The organism is Sphaerisporangium dianthi, assembly GCF_042654065.1.
Taxonomy (GTDB): domain Bacteria; phylum Actinomycetota; class Actinomycetes; order Streptosporangiales; family Streptosporangiaceae; genus Sphaerisporangium; species Sphaerisporangium dianthi.
The window spans coordinates 80,037-97,890 of record NZ_JBHSFP010000006.1 but is presented as its reverse complement, the minus strand read 5'-3'; the positions used below and the strand labels follow the sequence as shown (position 1 = coordinate 97,890).

The following is a 17,854-nucleotide window of genomic DNA, read 5'->3' as shown; positions in this document are numbered from 1 at the left end:
CGCCCGGCTCGCGGAGTGAGGGCGTCGTTGAGCTCATGCTCGGTCCCCCGATCGTGGACGGGGCAGGTCGGTGACGGCGTCGCCGGGGCGGACGGGGGCGACGCGGGCGGCGAGCCGGCCGGCGAGCTCGCGGGCGGTGCGGATCAGCAGGGAGCGGTCCAGGCGCCCGCCCCACTGGCCTCTCAGCAGCTCGGCCCCCTTCGGGTCGTACGCCAGGCCGGCCACGAACGCGACGTCCCTGTTGGTGGCGGCGACGATGCGGCGCACCTCGTCGATCGACGCGCGGTAGGAGCGGGGGTCGGCGATGACGACCACGCCGATCTGCCCGACGATGAGCATGAGCCGCTCGCGCAGGTGTGCCACGTGGTCCAGGCTCGGCCGGGTGAACAACAGCGTGACCTCGGCCTCGGCGATGAGGTCGGCCATCTGCGGGTGGGCGCCGAGCCTGCCGCAGTCGGCCAGGACGTCGGCCCCGGGCAGCGCCGACAGGGCGCGGCCGAGCGGCCCCCACAGCCAGGTGAGCCCGGCGGCCTGCTCGCCGTGGGTGATGCCGGTCAGGACGTCGAGCCCGCCGACGAGTTTCTGGGTGTGCTCGTGGACCTGTTCGGGACGCAGGCCGCGGCGGGCGGTGGCGCCGAGGCTGAGCAGGCCGCGGGCGGGGTTGAGCACGCCGCCGTCCGCGCCGGGCAGGCGGTAGACCAGGTCGCCCCCCGAGGGGTCGCATTCGGCGAGCAGCACCGGCCGCGGCCAGACCGCGCCGAGCGCCGTGGCGGCGGTGGTGACCCCGGGCGCCCCCTTGTCGGCGGCGAGAGCGATGAGTGCCACGTCAGCCCGCTCCGGCGAGCTTGCCCAGGGCGATCTCGCCGCTCGAGGAGTACATGGCGATCGTCGGGGAGACCGTCGCGTCGACGATGACGGACACCAGGCCCGAGCTGCCGCCCTCACCGTCGCCGACGCTCTCGACCAGCGCGCTCGGGGCGAGCACCTTGCCCTGGGCGGTGCCCCGGCCCGAGCCGGGGACGTACACCACCTGGACGCGGTCGCCGGCCCGCAGGCCGAGCGGCACCTGCCCCGCCTTGAGCGCGAGGCCGACGGTGACCTTGCCGGGGCCGACCTGCTCGCTCGTCCTGCTGGTCATCGGCTCGGTCAGCAGGGTGCCCGGCAGGAGGGTGACCCGGGCGAACGTCGTCGCGACCTCGTCGCGGTGGATCCAGGGGACGTAGGCGACGCCGGTGTCGGCGATCTGGACCTCTGTCATCGCGTCGGTGACGATCGGCTGGCCGGGGCCGATCTGCCGGCTGATCTGGATGGCCGACACGCGGTCGCCGCTGCGCATGACCAGCAGCGTGGTGCCCAGCGCCCCGCCGAGGACCAGCAGCAGCGCCAGTGCGGCCAGGGCGGGTTTGCGCTCGCGGGGCGGCACGGGCAGCTTGCGGGAGGCCGGCCCGGACAGCGCGCCCGGCGACCCCGGGCGCTCCGCGTTCAGGGACGCGCGGCCGTCGCGGTCGGATTTCTCGCTGATCCTCATGGGTGGGGGGCTCCCGAATCAGGGACCGGGGCCGGCAACCTCACCATGCGCTGACACCGACCAGCGCGGGGCCGATCGAGATGAACCGCATGACCACGGTGTGGGACGGCATGGTCACGGATATGGAGGACGGGGGGATGGCTGGGTTATGCACGGAAATGTCATGCCATTGTTGCAGCTTGCACCAAGTGCAGGGACAGAAACCGGACCCATGCTTATCCACTATCGATCGGCTGTCAACGGGAGCGTCAAGAATCACAAAGCCCCCGGCGACCCGTTGGCGTGAATATTTCTGTAGATAATCACCTTTGTATCGCCGGCATCGAGGGTCACACTTACCACTCTGGTTTCCCGGCGGGGCAGCGCCTTAACCGTCCGTGACCCGGCTTTTACCTTTCGGCCAGCCCCGATCTTCCCTGAGGACCCGCCGATACGCCCGGCGCGGCCCTCTTCAGGTCACGCCGGGAGGTCGCGCCGGGTCGCCTTCCGGTTCGCGCCAGGTCTCCTCGTCGATCCAGCGCAGATAGGCGTCCAGGCCGCCCTCGACGGGCAGGCGGAGGATCTCCGGGGTCTCGTACGGATGCGCCCTGCGGATGTGCTCGGTCAGTTCGCCGGAGCGCTCGCGGGTGGTCTTGATGATCAGCAGGTACTCCTCGGCCGTCTCCACCTCGCCCTTCCACCGGTAGACGCTCGTGACGGGCCCGACTATCTGGGCGCAGGCGGCGAGCCGGGCACGGATGGCCGACTCCGCCAGCTCGGCGGCCTTGGCGCGATCGTCGACGGCTACCTGCACTTGAACGTACTGCGACATGAAAGCTCCCTTACGCGTGCCGGGACGTCTCCTATGGGCGATGTACACAGCGTTATCCACAGTGCTAGATGGTTATCCCCCATCTCCTGGACGCCCGGATCGTAGCCAGATATCCGGTTTAAGGCCGGAAATCCCGCCACAAGACCATCCGGTTATCCACAGGCGGCGTAGTTGTCCACAGGTTCGCCCACAGGCCCTGTGGGCAACCCGCCCCGCCCTCGCCGGACACGCCGTCCCGCCCGGCCGGCCGTTACCGTCAAATCGGTCATTGGTAACAAGTAGGAAGAAACAGCTACAGATGTACTGAAAAACGTATTCGCGGGAAGAATACCTACCGTCTCCCCTCGACAACCGCATAGCCCGAAGTCCCCGCCCGTCACCCCGGGCACGGAGCTTCGCAAGAAGGAGGGGTCATGAGAAGAATCCTGGCATCGAGCGTCGGGCTGGCCACCACGGTCCTGCTGGCAAGCGCCTGCGGCGGTGCCGGCGAACCCAGGACCGGCTACAGCAGGGCCGCCGCCAACGCCACGGAATCTCCGTCCATGGAGAACTCCCCTCCCCCTGAGATGTCGCCGACCGGCGGCATGTCCCCCGGAGCCTCCCCCACCGACAGCGGCATGATGAGCCCCATGCCGACCCCGCGGAACGCGATGGTCAAGGTCGCCGACTCCACGCACGGCAAGATCCTGGTCGGCGAGAACGGCCACACGCTCTACGTGTTCGACAAGGACACCGACGACACCCCCTCCTGCTACGACGCCTGCGCGGTCGCCTGGCCGCCGCTGCTCACGCTCGACAAGCCACAGGCCGGCCCCGAGGTGGTGGAGAATCTCCTCGGCACCGCCGTCCGCAAGCAGGGCGAGAAGCAGGTCACCTACAACAAGCACCCGCTCTACTACTACAGCGGCGACAAGAACCCCGGCGAGTACAACGGCCAGGGCAAGAACGAGTCGGGCGGCAAGTGGTACGTCGTCGGCCCTGACGGCAAGAAAGTGGAGAAGTAGGAAGACGGGCGCCTGAAGGTCTGGTTGACGTAAACCTCCGGACCGGCCGAACTCCCGTCGCTACGTTGATGCGCGGGAGAGCCGGACCCGGAGGAGACGTCGCATGCGGATCATGCTTACCGTGGTCTCAGAGCACGGCCACCGTGACGTCGTCGTCGACGGTGACGAGGAGACCACGGTCGCGGGGCTCGCCGCCGCGCTGGACGGCACGCAGGCCGAGCGCCACGGCAACGTCGTGCCGCTGCCGCGCGCCCGCGCGCCGTACGGGCTGGGCGGCCAGTCGCGCCCGCGCGCGGCGCCCGAGGCGCCGTCGCTGTGGGTGGACGGCAGGCGGCTGGCCCCGGACGCGCCGGTCACGGCCGCGCTGCGGGACGGCGACCTGGTCACGCTCGACCAGCGCGCCGCGGGGTCCACCGTCCTGGCCGAGCCGGGCGGCGTGGCCGAGATCAGGGTGGTGGGCGGGCCCGCCGCCGGGTCGGTCCACCGGCTGGGCCTCGGCGTCCACGTCATCGGGTCCGACGCCTCCTGCGCCGTGCACATCGAGGACCACCACCTCGCGCCGGAGGCCGCCGAGATCCGGGTCACGCTGGACGAGGTGCTGGTGAGGCCGGCGCATTTCTCCGGCGGCGACGCCGTGGCCGCGCCGTCGAGGCGGGAACGGCGCGCGGCCCGCCGCCGCGCGCGGGGCCGGGCCTCCCGAGGCGCGGGCGCGGGCCCGGCGGGGGTCATCGGCGACCTGACGCGCGGCGCCGCGCACACCGTCCCCCGGCTGGCAGGCGAGCCGGTGAGCGCCCCGCGGCCGTGGCCGCAGGGCGCGCCGCTCGCCTGCGGCAACTCCGTGCTGGTGCTGCGCGCCACCGAGCCGCCCGACGCGCACCTGGACGCCATGCCGGACGGCGGCCTGGCCTACAACCGGCCGCCGCGCCTGCGCCCCACCGAGCGCCGCCGCCGCTTCGAGGTGCCCGCCGAGCCGAGCCGCGGCGAGGGGGCGCGCCTGCAACTGCTGGCGGCCTGCCTGCCGGCGGTCCTCGGGCTCACCCTGGCGGCGGTCTTCCAGATCTGGTTCTACCTGCTGATCGCCCTCATGACCCCGATGATCATGATCGGTCAGTGGATCAGCGACCGCCGGCACGGCCGCAAGAAATACCGCCAGGCCGTGAAGGCGTACAAGGAGCGCCTGGCCGCCTTCGAGACCGCCATCGACAAGGCCAGGGCCGTGGACGAGGTCGAGCGCCGCGCCGCCTCCCCCGACCCGGCCGAGCTGCTGCTCACCGCGACCGGCCCCCGCAGGCGGCTCTGGGAGCGCAGGAGCCACGACGCCGACGCGCTGCGCCTGCGCATCGGGCTGGCCGACCTGCCCGCCGAGATCGAGTTCGTGCCCGAGCGCGGAGCGCCGCCCGACACGCCGATGCCGGAGCGGCCGCCGTCGGGAGCCGTGCCGGTCTCCCTGGCCATGCGGCGCCTGGGCGTGGCCGGCGTCACGGGGGCGCGCGAGGTCGCGCTCGGGCTCACCCGGTCGCTGGCCGGGGCGGCGGTCACCCTGCACAGCCCGCGCGACCTCGCGGTCGTCGTGCTGTCCGCCAACGCCGACGGGGCCGCCCAGTGGGGCTGGACGCGCTGGCTGCCGCACTGCGCGCCCCGGGACGCCGACTGCGTCGCGCTGGTCGGCGCCGACCCCGAGGCGGCGGCACAGCGGGTGGCCGAGCTGGCCGCGCTGATCGCCGAACGTCTCGGCGACGACGACTCCCACGGGCTCGGCGGGCCGATCTCGGCCAAAGGATGGGGGCGCTCCTCCCTGCCGGACGAGGAGCCGCTGTACGCCGCCTACGACGACCGCCCCTACGACGTGCTGGTGATCCTGGACGGCGCGCAGGTGCTGCGCACCCTGCCCGGCATGCCGCAGGTCCTGCGCCAGGGCCCGCGCGCCGGGGTGTACACGATCGCGATCGACGAGGACCACCGGCTGCTGCCCGAAGAGTGCGCGACCGTCGTCGAATGCGGCGCCGACGGCTTCGTCCGGCTGCGCGGCGGCGGGCTGGAGGCCGTCGGCGAGATCCTCGCCGACCAGGTCTCGCCCGCCTGGTGCGACCGCCTCGCCCGGTCGCTGTCCCCGCTGCGGGACGTCAGCAGGGACGACGCCGCGGCCGTGCTGCCCGGCTCCGTCCGCCTGCTCGAACTGCTGGAGCTCAGCCCGTCCGGACGAGCGGTCGCGGCGCGGTGGCGGGCGGGTGGCCGCACCACCGAAGTGCCGATCGGCGTCGGGCCCGACGGGCCGTTCAGCGTCGACCTGCGCGCCGACGGCCCGCACGCGCTCGTCGCCGGCACCACCGGAGCGGGCAAGTCGGAGCTGCTCCAGACATTGATCTGCTCGCTGGCCGTGGCCAACCGCCCCGACGAGATGACCTTCGTGCTGATCGACTACAAGGGCGGCGCGGCGTTCAAAGAATGTGTGCGCCTGCCGCACACCGTCGGCATGGTCAGCGACCTCGACGAGCACCTGACCCAGCGGGCGCTGGCCTCGCTGGCCGCCGAGATCCGCCGGCGCGAACGCCTGCTGCTCGCCGCGGGCGCCAAGGACATCGACGACTACCACGAGCTCAGAGACCACCCCGCCGCCCAGGGTCCGAGGCCGGGAGGCCTGAGCGCGCCCCCGGGCGGCCTGGCGCGGGGGACGGCGGGCGGCGTCGCGCCGGGCGCGTCCTCCACCGCCCTGCGACCCCTGCCCCGGCTGCTGCTGATCATCGACGAGTTCGCGGCCATGGTGTCCGAGCTGCCGGACTTCATGGACGGCCTGGTCGACATCGCCCGCCGGGGCCGTTCCCTCGGCATCCACCTCATCCTCGCCACCCAGCGGCCCGGCGGCGTGGTCACCGCCGACATCCAGGCCAACACCTCTCTGCGCATCGCGCTGCGCGTCACCGAGCCCTCCGAGTCGGCCGACGTCATCGCGGGCCCCGAGGCCGCGCACATCTCCAAGTCCACTCCCGGGCGGTGCTACGTGCGCTCCGGCGTCGGCGCGGCGCAGGCCGTGCAGACGGCCAGGGTCGGCGGCAGGGCGCCGCGGGCCGCGCGGCGCGGCGGCGGGCCGAGGGTCGTGGAGGTCGGCTGGCGCGACCTCGGGCATCCGCTCCGCGCCGTGCCCCAGGCCGGCGCGTCCGGCGCCGAGACCGGCCCCTCCAGTGACCTGGCCCTCCTGGTGGACGCCGTCGTCGACGCCACCCGGATGCTGGGCGTCGGCGAGCAGGCCAGCCCGTGGCTGCCGCCGCTGCCCGGCAAGATCCTGCTCGAAGCGCCCGCCCAGCGCGAGGAGGCCGAGGTGCCGCCGCTGCCGTTCGGCGTCACCGACCTGCCCTGGGCGCAGGACCGCAGGCGGCTGGCGCTCGACCCGGCCCACGGCGGCCACCTGCTGATCGCCGGCACGGCCCGCACCGGGCGCTCCACGGCCCTGCGCACCCTCGCCGGCGCCATCGCCATGCACGCCTCCCCGCGCGACCTGCACCTGCACGCGATCGACTGCGGGTCGGGCTCGCTGCTGCCCCTGGTCGCGCTGCCGCACTGCGGCGCGGTGGTCACCCGCGACCAGCTCGACCGGGTGGAGCGCCTGCTCACCCGGCTGCGCGAGGAGGTCGGCCGCAGGCAGCAGCTCCTCGCCGAGGCCGGGTACGCCTCCCTCGCCGAGGCCAGGGCCGCCCTCCGGCACGACGGCGACGCCGCGCTGCGGATGCCGTGGCTGGTGCTGATGCTCGACCGGTGGGAGGGCTTCACCGCCGCGTTCGAGGGCTACGACTACGGGCGGCTGCTCGAGTCGTTCATGCAGCTCCTCCGCGAGGGCCCGGCCGTCGGGCTGCGCGCCGTGGTCACCGCCGACCGGTCGGGGCTGCTCGGCCAGATCTCGACGCTGTTCGAGGACCGCCTGATCATGCGGCTGGCCGACCCGGCCGACTACGGCCTGGCCGGCTTCCCCCCGCGCGGCATCCCGTCCTCCCTGCCGCCCGGACGCGCGCTGTCCATCGGCGAGCAGGGCGTCGTCGAGAGCCAGATCGCCCTGCTGTGCGACGACCCGTCAGGACCGGCCCAGGTCGCGGCGCTGCAGGCCCTCGCCCGCACCGCCGCCGAGGCCGTCCCCGGGCCCGCCGCGCCGCTGCGGGTGGACGCGCTGCCCATGCGCATCACCGCGTCGCAGGCGCTCGACCTCGCCCCCGGTTTCAAGCCGCCCTCGCCGCTGTGGGCGCTGCTCGGCGCGGGCGGCGACGCGCTCGCGCCGCTCGGCGTCGACCTGCTGGCGCAGGGGCCGGCCGCGGTGATCGCCGGGCCTTCGCGGTCGGGACGGTCGTCCGCGCTGCTCACGGCCGTGCGCTTCCTGCTCGCGCAGGACACGCCGGTCGCCGTGGTGGCGCCGCGCCGCAGCCCGCTGCGCGAGCTGTCCGGGGAGCCCGGCGTGCTCGGCGTCCTCACCAGCGACGCGCAGGACCTGGCCGCCGTGACCGGCGACCATGAGCGGTACGTCGTGGTCGTGGACGACGCCGAACTCGTCTCGCCCGACTCTCCGCTCGGGCAGGCGCTGGAGGAGACGCTGCGCAGCGGCAGGGACGGCGAGCACGCCCTGCTGATCGCCGGCACCACGGGAGACCTGGCGACCGCCTACCGGGGGTTCGTGGCCGAGGCGCGCAAGGCGCGCACGGGGCTGCTGCTGTCGGTGCAGAGCCCGGCGGACGGCGACCTGTTCAACGTCCGCCTGCCGCGCGGCGCCGTCGGCGGCCCTCCCGGCCGCGGCCTGCTGGTGACCTCGGGGACCCCCACCCCGGTCCAGGCGGCGCTGACGGCCTCGTGACCCCTATTGCCGGCCGCCCCTCACCCCCTACAAGCCCTGCACCTGCCAGGTCGTACAGGGCCGGGCCTCGCATCCACCAGGGCCTGCGACGATGACCCCCGCGTCTGCCAGGTCACGTGGTGCCGGGCTCCGCTGCCGGTCACTGGCAGCCGGTGTCGCCGTCGTCGGGGCGGAAGCACTCGATGGGCCCGCCGAACGTCGAGGTGATCGTGAACGTCATGCCGGGGAGCAGGGGGACCACGGCGACGGCGTCGCCCTCGACGACCACCCCGCGCTGGTCGCCCTTCTCGAAGGCGCGCACCCGCACCGCTTGGAGCATCTTGGGCCCGATGGTGCGCACGATGCCGCGCGCGCGGGCCTCGGCCGCCGTCTGCCAGCCACCCGAGGACGCGCCCGCCCCCCGGGCGACGCGCGCTCCCTCGCGGGCCGCGGCGTCGGCCACCTGCCGGCCGTGGAAGACCAGCGCGAACTGCACGATGAGCAGGATCACCACGAGCACGACCGGCATGATCAGCGCGAGCTCGATGACGGAGGCGCCGCGGTCGCCCGCCCGCCCCCGTCCGAGATCGCGCCGCCCGTGCGCTTCGGCCGTCATGGAGATGACCCCGCGAGACACCCGCAGGGAGACCCGCTAACGGGTCGCGGACTCGATGTTGCCCCGGTAGGTCGTGATGATGCGGGAGGCCTCGGCGAGCTCCTCGGACATGCGCTGGAAGGCCTGACGGTAGTTCTGCCAGGCGCCGCCGAACCGCACGGCCCCCGGGCCCGTCCAGGCGGTGCCGACCTTGGCCGCCTCGCGGTCGAGCGCGGCCATGGTCTGGCGCACCTGCTCGGCCTGCTGCGTGAACTGGGCTGCCATGTTCTGCATTTCCGCGGGGTCGCCGCCGAGCAAGCTCTGGCTCATGGCCGGTCTCCTTCGGGATCGGTCGCACACAGTGGGTAGCCAAACGCCCCTACTTTAGACGTCAAACCCCTCAGACGCACTGGTTATACCGAGCGATTATCGGCCTCGGCCCGGCCCGGCGATCTGGGGGTGCTTAGAAGTAAGCGGGGGGGTAGGGGCTCACGGCGGATCAAAGGCCGCTTACACTCCGTGGAAGGCGCGCAAGGCCTCTGGAGGAAAGGGACGACCTCGGTGCGGAAGGTCCTGATCGCCAATCGTGGCGAGATAGCTGTGCGGATTGCCCGGGCGTGCAAAGACGCGGGCCTCACCGGCGTCGCTGTATACGCCGACCAAGACCTCGACGCGCTTCATGTGCGCATGACCGACGAGGCGTACGCGCTGGGCGGGCAGTCGCCCGCCGAGACCTACCTCGACATCGGCAAACTGCTGCGCGTCGCCGCCGAGTCCGGCGCCGACGCGGTCCACCCCGGGTACGGCTTCCTGGCGGAGAACGCCGAGTTCGCCCAGGCCGTGATCGACGCCGGCCTCACGTGGATCGGGCCGCCGCCCTCCGCGATCACCGCGCTCGGCGACAAGGTCGCGGCCCGGCACATCGCCCAGGCCGTCGGCGCCCCCCTCGTGGCCGGCACCCCCGACCCGGTGTCCGGCGTGGACGAGGTCGTCGCCTTCGCCTCCGAGCACGGCCTGCCCATCGCTATCAAGGCCGCCTTCGGCGGCGGCGGGCGCGGCCTGAAGGTCGCCCGCACGATGGAGGAGATCCCCGAGCTGTACGAGTCGGCCGTGCGCGAGGCCGTCACGGCGTTCGGGCGCGGCGAGTGCTTCGTCGAGCGCTACCTCGACCGGCCCCGGCACGTCGAGACGCAGTGCCTGGCCGACCGGCACGGCAACGTGGTGGTGATCTCCACGCGCGACTGCTCGCTGCAGCGGCGCCACCAGAAGCTCGTCGAGGAAGCCCCGGCCCCCTTCCTGTCCGGCGAGCAGCGTGAGCTGCTGTACGCCTCCTCCAAGGCGATCTTGAAGAAGGCCGGCTACGTCGGCGCGGGCACCTGCGAGTTCCTGGTCGGCCAGGACGGCACGATCTCCTTCCTCGAGGTCAACACCCGCCTCCAGGTCGAGCACCCGGTCAGCGAGGAGGTCACCGGCATCGACCTGGTGCGCGAGATGTTCCGCGTCGCCGACGGCGAGCCGATCGGGTACGACGACCCCGAGGTGCGCGGGCACTCGATCGAGTTCCGCATCAACGCCGAGGACGCCGGCCGGAACTTCCTGCCCGCCCCGGGCACGCTGACCACGATGCGCACCCCCGCCGGCCCGGGCGTGCGCCTGGACGCCGGGTACGAGGCCGGCATGACGGTGCCGCAGTCGTTCGACTCGCTGATCGCCAAGCTGATCATCACCGGCCGCACCCGCGAGGAGGCTCTGGCCCGCTCGCGCCGCGCGCTGGAGGAGTTCGTCGTCGAGGGCATGCCCACCGTCCTGCCGTTCCACCAGGCCGTCGTGTCCGACCCCGCCTTCACCGGCGAGCCGTTCACCGTGCACACCCGGTGGATCGAGACCGAGTTCACCGGCGCCATCGAGCCCTACGCCGGCGAGACCGCGGGCGACGAGCCGGTCGAGCGCGAACGGGTCGTCGTGGAGGTCGGCGGCAAGCGCCTGGAGGTCGTGCTGCCGGCCGCCTCGGGGATGACGCGCCAGGCCGCGCCCAAGAAGCCGGTCCGGCGGGCCGGCGGCAAGGGGTCGGCGGCCGCCACGACCGGCGACTCGCTGGTCAGCCCGATGCAGGGCACGATCGTGAAGGTGGCGGCCTCCGACGGCGACGTCGTCTCCGCCGGCGACGCGATCGTGGTGCTGGAGGCCATGAAGATGGAGCAGCCGCTCACCGCGCACAAGTCCGGCACCATCACCGGCCTGGTGGCGACCGTCGGCCAGACGGTGACGGCGGGCGCGGCGATCTGCGAAATCAAGGACGTCTGACACCGAGCTCCCGCGACTTCGCGAACGCGTGGATATACGGTGGCCTACCGAGGAACTCAGACGACCCGCCATTCGTCCTGTAGGGCGAAGGAGGCATAAAGCCGTGACCACTCATGTGATGCGCCGCGCCACTGCCACGTTCGTGGCCGTGATGGCCGGACTGCTGACGCTGTTCGCGTCGCCGCACGCGGCTCAGGCCGCGGCCCCGCCCGATCCCAACGCGATCATCGCCGCCTGGAAGACCGGTGACCCGGTCTACGTCGCACCGGGGGTGTCGCTGAGCTCCAGCCAGCTCTCCGACATCCGCAAGGCCGTCGAGGGCGCCAACAGCAAGATCTACGTCGCCGCGCTGGCCGACGGCACCGTCACCAACAGCGCCTCGGCCGGCCCGCTGATCACCGCCCTCGGCCAGGCCCTGTCCGCCGAGGGCCGCGCGCGGGCCACCGTCGCCGTCCTGGACGGCACCACGCTGTTCGCGGCGTCGAGCGCCATCCGCAAGCCGGGCCTGGCGGGCCAGCTCGCCACCGCGGCGACCAGCAACAACAAGGACGTCGTCTCCGGCATGGAGGACTTCGTCAACCGGGTCGACAAGGCCGCCAGCGGCGACACCAAGGGTGCGCTCAAGGCCGGCAGCGCGGCGGGCGGCGGGGGCGGCGGCGTCCTCATCGGCATCCTCGTCCTGGCCCTGGCCGGCGGCCTCGGCATCTTCTTCCTCGCCCGCAGCAAGCGGCGCAAGCGCGAGGCCCGCGAGGCCGCCGAGCTCGCCCAGGTCAAGCAGACCGTCGAAGAGGACGTCACCAAGTTCGGCGAAGAGATCACCGCGCTGGACCTCGACGTCAAGGTGTCGGACAACCAGGCCAAGACCAGCGGCGACTGGCAGCAGGCCCTGGACGCCTACGAGCGGGCCAAGAGCGAGCTGGCCGCGGTCAAGCGGGCGGACGACCTGCGCGGCGTCACCACCGCCCTGGAGGAAGGCCGTTACGCCCTCGCCTGCGTCAAGGCCCGGGTGAACAGCGAGCCGCTCCCCGAGCGGCGCGCCCCCTGCTTCTTCAACCCGCAGCACGGCCCGTCGGTCCGCGACGTCCTTTGGGCCCCGCCCGGCGGCGCCCCGCGCGACGTGCCCGCCTGCGCGGCCGACGCCCAGCGCGTCGACCAGGGCTTCGACCCGCACATGCGCGAGGTCATGGTCGACGGTCAGCGCCGTCCTTACTGGGACGCCGGCCCCGCGTACGCGCCGTACGCCTCCGGCTACTACGGCGGCTTCGGCGGCGACCTGATGACCGGCATGCTCATCGGCACCATGCTCGGCGGCTCCTTCGGCGGCTGGGGCGGCGGCGGTTACGGCGCCGGGTACGACGCCGGCTTCTCGCAGGGCGCCGAGTCCGGTGGCGGCGGCGACTGGGGAGGTGGCGGCGACTGGGGTGGCGGTGGCGACTTCGGTGGCGGCGACTTCGGCGGTGGCGGCGACTGGTAACCCTCCTTCGCACACGGAGCCCCGGCGAACCCGCCGGGGCTCCCGCTTTTCCCCACCCAGCGCACACCCCCGCTCTCGACAGCCCCCAACACCACTGGGGGTATCTCCTAGACCGGCGTGACACTGGATGGGATCGGCGCCGGGTCGGCGGGGTGTGGTGCGGCGATGCCGGCGCCGGCGTACGGCGTCCGGCCTGGCGAACGTTCCTGGACGACGAGCCGGCCGTGGTCCCCTGTCGGCGGGCGTCCTCGGCGGCTCTCGCGGCGAAAGCGATCTGCAAGGCGGGTGCAACCCCGCGTATATGATCAGCTGCCACACTCGGCGCAGTAGTCGAGGAGGCTCGCGTTGCGTCGTTCCATCCCCCTGGCCCTCATGTCCGGCCTGCTGGTCCTCGCCGTTCCCGCCGTGCCGGCGTCGGCGTCGTCCCCCTCCGCGTCCGTCACGGCCGCGCACCTCGCTCTGGCGGCGCCGTGCAAGCCAGGGTCGGGGCTGAAACTGCGCGGCAAGGACTTCACCGGCGGCGCCGCCCTCCCGGAGAACCTGCGCTGCGCGGATCTGACCAACGCCAAGCTTGACGAGGTCGACTTCACCCAGAAGGACCTCTCCGGGGCGCTCCTGCGCAACGCCTCGATGAAGGAGGCCGACTTCACCCAGGCGCACCTGGAGTACGCCGACCTCACCGGCGCCGACCTGTCCGACGCCGACCTCGGGCAGCTCCACGCCAAGCACGCCACCTTGCGCGACGCCATCCTGACCGACGCCGACGCGGGCCAGGCGGAGTTTCCGCACGCCGACCTCAGCGGGGCGGTCATGGCGCGAGCGGAGCTGACCCAGGCCAACCTGACCGACGCCAAGCTGACCGGAGCCGACCTCAACGAGGCCACGCTGGGCCAGCTACAGGCCAGGAACGCCGACTTCACCAAGGCCAAGATGCGCGAGGCGAAGCTGGGGCAGGCCAAGCTGCAGTTCGCGGTGTTCAAGGGCGCGAACCTCACCGAGGCGGAGTTCACCCAGGCCGAGATGGACGGCGCCGACCTGCACGGCGCGACGGTCGAACAGGCGTCGTTCACCCAGGCGGACGACCTCGACCTCACCGGAGCGCTCGGCGAGCCCAAGGACGTCCCCAGCGACGCGACCGGCAGCACCGAGGACCTGCCGGAAGGGGGCGACGACACGGGAGCCGGCTTCGAACGCCCGCCGGCGCCCCGGGGCAAGGGCGGTCTCGGCCTCGCCCTGGTGATCCTCAGCGGCGTGGGCCTGAGCCTGACACTGATCTTCTGGGGGCTGTCGCACCGGCGCAGGGTGGAGCGGGCGACCCGGTTCGCGCACGCGCGGCGCGCCGCGGAGGAGAACGTGATCAGGCTTGGCGAGGAGATCGACGCGCTCGACTTCGACTACAAGATCAACCACATGAACACGGGCAGCGTCGACCAGGACTGGCGGCGCGCGCTGGACGCCTACGAGGCGGCCAAGCACTCACTGGCCTCCGCCCGCTCCCAGCCCGAGCTGGCCGCCGTGGCGGCCGCCCTCCACCACGGCCACGACGCCCTCGCCCGCGTCCGCTCCCGCCTGACCTGACCCATATCACTCGCCGACAGGACCCAGCGGTCGCCGCCCGCTCCCCGGCCTGGCCCACGCCACCCACAGACCGGACCCAGCGGTCGCCGTCCGTCATCCGGCCCTGACCCACGCCACCCGGCGACAGGGCCGAGCGGTCGCCGTCTGTCCGTCTCGTCCGCTCGCTCATATGGGCACCGCGACGGCGGGCGCCGGTACGGCGATTCCGGCGCCCTCGTACGGCGGGCGCCGGTACGGCGATTCCGGCGCCCTCGTACGGCGGCCTACCTGACGCGCCTTCGTGGACGGCGCGCCGGCTCCGAACCACTCGGCCACTGACGGGCTTCGGCACCGGCCAAAGGACCCGATGCCCCGCTGCGGAGGGTCAGACGATGGTGGAGGTGCCCGGGAGCATCAGGCGGCGGGCGGCCTCGGTGATCGAGCCGGCCAGCGACGGGTACACCGCGAAGGTGTGGGCGATCTGGTCCACGGTCAGCCGGTGCTGGACGGCGAGCGACAGGGCCAGGATCAGCTCGGAGGCGCGGGGCGCGACGACCACCCCGCCGAGCACGATGCCGGTGTTCGGCCGGCAGAAGAGCTTCACGAAACCGTCGTTGAATCCCTGCATCTTCGCCCGGGCGTTGGTGGCCAGGGGCAGCTTCACGATGTTGGCCTCGATCTCGCCGGCCTCGATCTGCCGCTCGGCGATGCCGACGGCGGCGATCTCAGGGTCGGTGAAGATCGTCGAGGCGACGGTGGCCAGGCGCAACGGCTGCACCGCCTCGCCCAGCGCGTGCCACACGGCGATGCGGCCCTGCATGGCGGCCACCGAGGCGAGCATCAGCACGCCGGTGCAGTCGCCCGCGGCGTACACCCCGGAGGCGGAGGTGCGCGACACCTTGTCGACCTGGATGAAGCCGTTCCTGTCCAGCGTGACGCCGGCCTCCTCCAGGCCGATGCCGGAGGTGTTGGGGATCATGCCGACGGTCATCAGACAGTGGCTGCCCTCGGCGGTCCGGCCGTCCTCCAGGGTGACGACCACGCCGTCCTCGGTGCGCTTGACCGACGACGCGCGGGACTTGCCCATGACGTTCATGCCGCGGCGCCGGTAGACCTCTTCCAGGACCTCGGCCGCGTCGGCGTCCTCGTTCGGCATCATCCGGTCGCGGGAGGACACCAGCGTGACCTCCGCGCCGAGCGAGCGGTACGCGCCGGCGAACTCGGCTCCGGTGACGCCCGACCCGACGACGATGAGGTGCTCGGGCAGCTCGGGCAGGTCGTAGAGCTGCCGCCAGTTGAGCACCCGCTCCCCGTCCGGCTCGGCGCCCGGCAGGACGCGGGGGGTGGCGCCGGTGGCGACGATGACGACGTCCGCGCTGATGGTCTGGTCGCCGACCCGCACGACACGCGGGGCGGCCAGCCGCCCCTCGCCCCGTACGACCCGCACGCCCTCGGCGGCGAGCCGGGCGGCGATGTCGGACGACTGGTGGCCGGCCAGTTCCTTGACGCGCTTGTTCACCAGCGGCATGTCCACGTGCACGCCGCCCACGTCGCCGTCGGGACCGCCGGTGTAGTTCACCCCCAGGGAGGAGGCGTCCAGGAGTGCCTGCTTGCGGACGGAGGTGGCGATCATGGTCTTGGACGGCACGCAGTCGGTGAGCACGCAGGCTCCACCGGGGCCGTCGCGTTCGACCACGGTGACCTCGGCGCCCAGCTGGGCGCCGACCAGCGCCGCCTCGTATCCGCCAGGCCCGCCACCGATGATCACAATGCTCGTCACGTACCCCATTCTCCCGCATGGTCGGGGGTGCCAGGGGTGCAATACCGGGTCAGAACATGTGAAGACCCGTAAAAAACGTTGATTAACCCCGAAAAACCCCTATGAATCCACGGGTCCCAGAGCGGGTCACCGGAAGAAAGCTGCCGCCCGCCCATGGACGCGCGCGTGTTGGAACCGCCGGGCCGGGCCCTGAAGCCGATCTTGGATTAGTCTTAGATGCCGTGCCTGTTTACGCCGCCTATGGCAGCAACATGGACCCGAAGCAGATGGCTCAGCGGGCTCCCCACTCACCCATGCGCGGGACGGGCTGGCTGCAAGGCTGGCGCCTGACCTTCGGCGGTGAGGACGTCGGCTGGGAGGGCGCCCTCGCCACCATCGCCGAAGACCCCGCCGAACACGTCTTCGTCGTCCTCTACGACGTGCCCGAATGGGACGAGGAGTCGCTCGACCAGTGGGAGGGCGCCGTGCTCGGCCTCTACCACAAGGTCCGTCTGCGCGTCGCGACCCTCGACGGCGAGGTCGTCGCCTGGTTCTACGTGCTCGACGACTACGAGGGCGGCCTGCCCTCGGCCCGCTACCTCGGCATCCTCGCCGACGCCGCCGAGAAGGCCGGCGCCCCCGACGACTACGTCGCCGACCTCCGCACCCGCCCCTGCACCTCCATAGGCGGCTGACCCCGAGGGCCGTCGAGCCCCCCGACCGGGCGGCCGGACCTAGGCGAGCAGGGCGGCGAGGGCAGTGGCCGCTCGCAGGGCGTCCTGGTAGCGGACGTATAGAGGGGCGAAGCCGAAGCGGAGGATGTCGGGGGTGCGGTAGTCGCCGATGACCTCGCGGGCGGTCAGGTCGACGACCAGGGTCTCGGCGTCCGGGTGGCGCAGCGACACCTGGTGGCCGCGCCGGTCGTCGCGCGGGGTCACCACCTCGACGGCGTTCCCCACCAGCTCGTCCACGCACTCCATGAAGAACTCGGTCAGCGCCAGACCCTTGGCCCGCACGTCCGCCAGATCCACGTCCTGCCAGACGTCCAGCGCGGCGTCCAGCGCCAGCAGCGACAGGATGTCGGGGGTCCCGGCGCGCGCCCTGGCGATGCCGGGCGCCGGTTCGTACCGCGCGTCCATCGCGAACGGGTCGCGATGCCCGCCCCAGCCGGACAGCGGCTGCCGGAACTCCCCCTGCAGTCCGCGCGGCACGTAGATGAACGCGGGCGAGCCGGGGCCGCCGTTGAGGAACTTGTAGGTGCACCCGACCGCGAGATCCACCCCCAGCGCGTCCAGCTCGATCGGCAGCACGCCGACGCTGTGGCACAGGTCCCACACGATCCTGGCCCCGGCCGCGTGCACCTTGGCCGTGGCCGCCGCCATGTCGTACAGCCGCCCGGTCCTGTAGTCCACGTGGTTGAGCAGCACGACCGCCGTCCGGTCGCTCAGCACGCCGTCGAGCTCGTCGGCGAGCACGGGACGCAGCACCGTCCCGGTCAGCTCGGCCACCGACTCGGCGATGTACCCGTCGGTCGGGAAGGTCGCGGCGTCCACGACGATCTCGCGCCGTCCCGGCGCCATGCGGACCGCGGCGACGAGGGCCTTGAAGAGGTTGACGCTGGTCGAGTCGGCCACGACGACCTGGCCGGGCGCGGCGCCCACGAGCGGAGCGATCTTCTCCCCCACCCGCTCCGGCGCCGTCCACCAGCCCTCGGGCCACGACCTGATCAGCCTGCGTCCCCACTGCTCCCGGACGACGTGCTCGACCCGCTCCGCCACCCGCCGCAGCGGCGCCCCCAGCGAGTTCCCGTCGAGGTACACGACATCGGGATCGAGATCGAACTCGTCCCGCACCCGCCTCAGGGGGTCCTCGGCGTCCAGTTTCGCCGCCCGCTCGACCAGGTCACCCATGCCCGCGCCCTCCGCCTGCCGACCTCACCACCAAAAGCCCATTTCCCGACGAACGTTACGCAATACACGTTTCCTCCGGAACACCACCCACCCAGGAACGAA

General features: G+C 72.8%; 13 protein-coding genes. 6 read left to right on the top strand and 7 right to left on the bottom strand.

The genetic code is table 11. The features are described 5' to 3' along the window. Positions 1–33: 33 nt before the first annotated feature. The 3 genes from ACFO60_RS11825 to cutA form a co-directional block, all read right to left on the bottom strand. Positions 34–825: a hypothetical protein gene (locus tag ACFO60_RS11825; protein ID WP_380840070.1), complete on the bottom strand. Its 792-nt coding sequence runs from the start codon at positions 823–825 to the stop codon at positions 34–36. Between the two features lies 1 nt (position 826). Continuing rightward, positions 827–1,528, bottom strand: a complete 702-nt coding sequence (locus ACFO60_RS11820; RefSeq protein ID WP_380840069.1) for a hypothetical protein — start codon at positions 1,526–1,528, stop codon at positions 827–829. A 451-nt stretch (positions 1,529–1,979) separates the two neighbouring features. Beyond that, positions 1,980–2,339 carry a divalent-cation tolerance protein CutA gene (gene cutA, locus ACFO60_RS11815; RefSeq protein ID WP_380840068.1) on the bottom strand — a complete coding sequence of 120 codons (360 nt, stop codon included), beginning with the start codon at positions 2,337–2,339 and terminating at the stop codon, positions 1,980–1,982. Positions 2,340–2,752: 413 nt separating this feature from the next. Between cutA and ACFO60_RS11810 the strand changes: the two genes are divergently transcribed. Together ACFO60_RS11810 and ACFO60_RS11805 are read left to right on the top strand one after the other, a co-directional pair. Then, positions 2,753–3,343 carry a COG4315 family predicted lipoprotein gene (locus ACFO60_RS11810; protein WP_380840066.1) on the top strand — a complete coding sequence of 197 codons (591 nt, stop codon included), beginning with the start codon at positions 2,753–2,755 and terminating at the stop codon, positions 3,341–3,343. Positions 3,344–3,446: 103 nt separating this feature from the next. After that, positions 3,447–8,174, top strand: a complete 4,728-nt coding sequence (locus ACFO60_RS11805; RefSeq protein WP_380840065.1) for an FtsK/SpoIIIE domain-containing protein — start codon at positions 3,447–3,449, stop codon at positions 8,172–8,174. 139 nt (positions 8,175–8,313) lie between these two features. On the opposite strand, the gene ACFO60_RS11800 is transcribed toward ACFO60_RS11805, so the two are convergent. Beyond that, a complete protein-coding gene (locus ACFO60_RS11800; RefSeq protein ID WP_380840064.1) occupies positions 8,314–8,769 on the bottom strand; it encodes a TadE/TadG family type IV pilus assembly protein in 456 nt (151 codons plus the stop codon). Between the two features lie 36 nt (positions 8,770–8,805). Then, on the bottom strand, positions 8,806–9,078 hold the full coding sequence (locus tag ACFO60_RS11795) for a WXG100 family type VII secretion target (RefSeq protein WP_354837269.1): 273 nt from the start codon (positions 9,076–9,078) through the stop codon (positions 8,806–8,808). Between the two features lie 231 nt (positions 9,079–9,309). Between ACFO60_RS11795 and ACFO60_RS11790 the strand changes: the two genes are divergently transcribed. The 3 genes from ACFO60_RS11790 (at position 9,310) to ACFO60_RS11780 (ending at position 14,104) form a co-directional block, all read left to right on the top strand. Further along, a complete protein-coding gene (locus ACFO60_RS11790; protein ID WP_380840063.1) occupies positions 9,310–11,052 on the top strand; it encodes an acetyl/propionyl/methylcrotonyl-CoA carboxylase subunit alpha in 1,743 nt (580 codons plus the stop codon). A gap of 103 nt (positions 11,053–11,155) precedes the next feature. Then, on the top strand, positions 11,156–12,526 hold the full coding sequence (locus tag ACFO60_RS11785; protein ID WP_380840062.1) for a protein kinase family protein: 1,371 nt from the start codon (positions 11,156–11,158) through the stop codon (positions 12,524–12,526). Positions 12,527–12,871: 345 nt separating this feature from the next. Further along, on the top strand, positions 12,872–14,104 hold the full coding sequence (locus ACFO60_RS11780) for a pentapeptide repeat-containing protein (RefSeq protein WP_380840061.1): 1,233 nt from the start codon (positions 12,872–12,874) through the stop codon (positions 14,102–14,104). A gap of 364 nt (positions 14,105–14,468) precedes the next feature. On the opposite strand, the gene ACFO60_RS11775 is transcribed toward ACFO60_RS11780, so the two are convergent. After that, on the bottom strand, positions 14,469–15,863 hold the full coding sequence (locus ACFO60_RS11775; RefSeq protein WP_380840060.1) for an NAD(P)H-quinone dehydrogenase: 1,395 nt from the start codon (positions 15,861–15,863) through the stop codon (positions 14,469–14,471). Positions 15,864–16,084: 221 nt separating this feature from the next. Here ACFO60_RS11775 and ACFO60_RS11770 point away from each other — a divergent pair, with 221 nt between their 5' ends. Then, positions 16,085–16,537: a gamma-glutamylcyclotransferase family protein gene (locus tag ACFO60_RS11770; RefSeq protein WP_248966349.1), complete on the top strand. Its 453-nt coding sequence runs from the start codon at positions 16,085–16,087 to the stop codon at positions 16,535–16,537. Positions 16,538–16,576: 39 nt separating this feature from the next. On the opposite strand, the gene kynU is transcribed toward ACFO60_RS11770, so the two are convergent. After that, positions 16,577–17,752: a kynureninase gene (gene kynU, locus ACFO60_RS11765; protein ID WP_380840059.1), complete on the bottom strand. Its 1,176-nt coding sequence runs from the start codon at positions 17,750–17,752 to the stop codon at positions 16,577–16,579. Between the last annotated feature and the right edge of the window lie 102 nt (positions 17,753–17,854).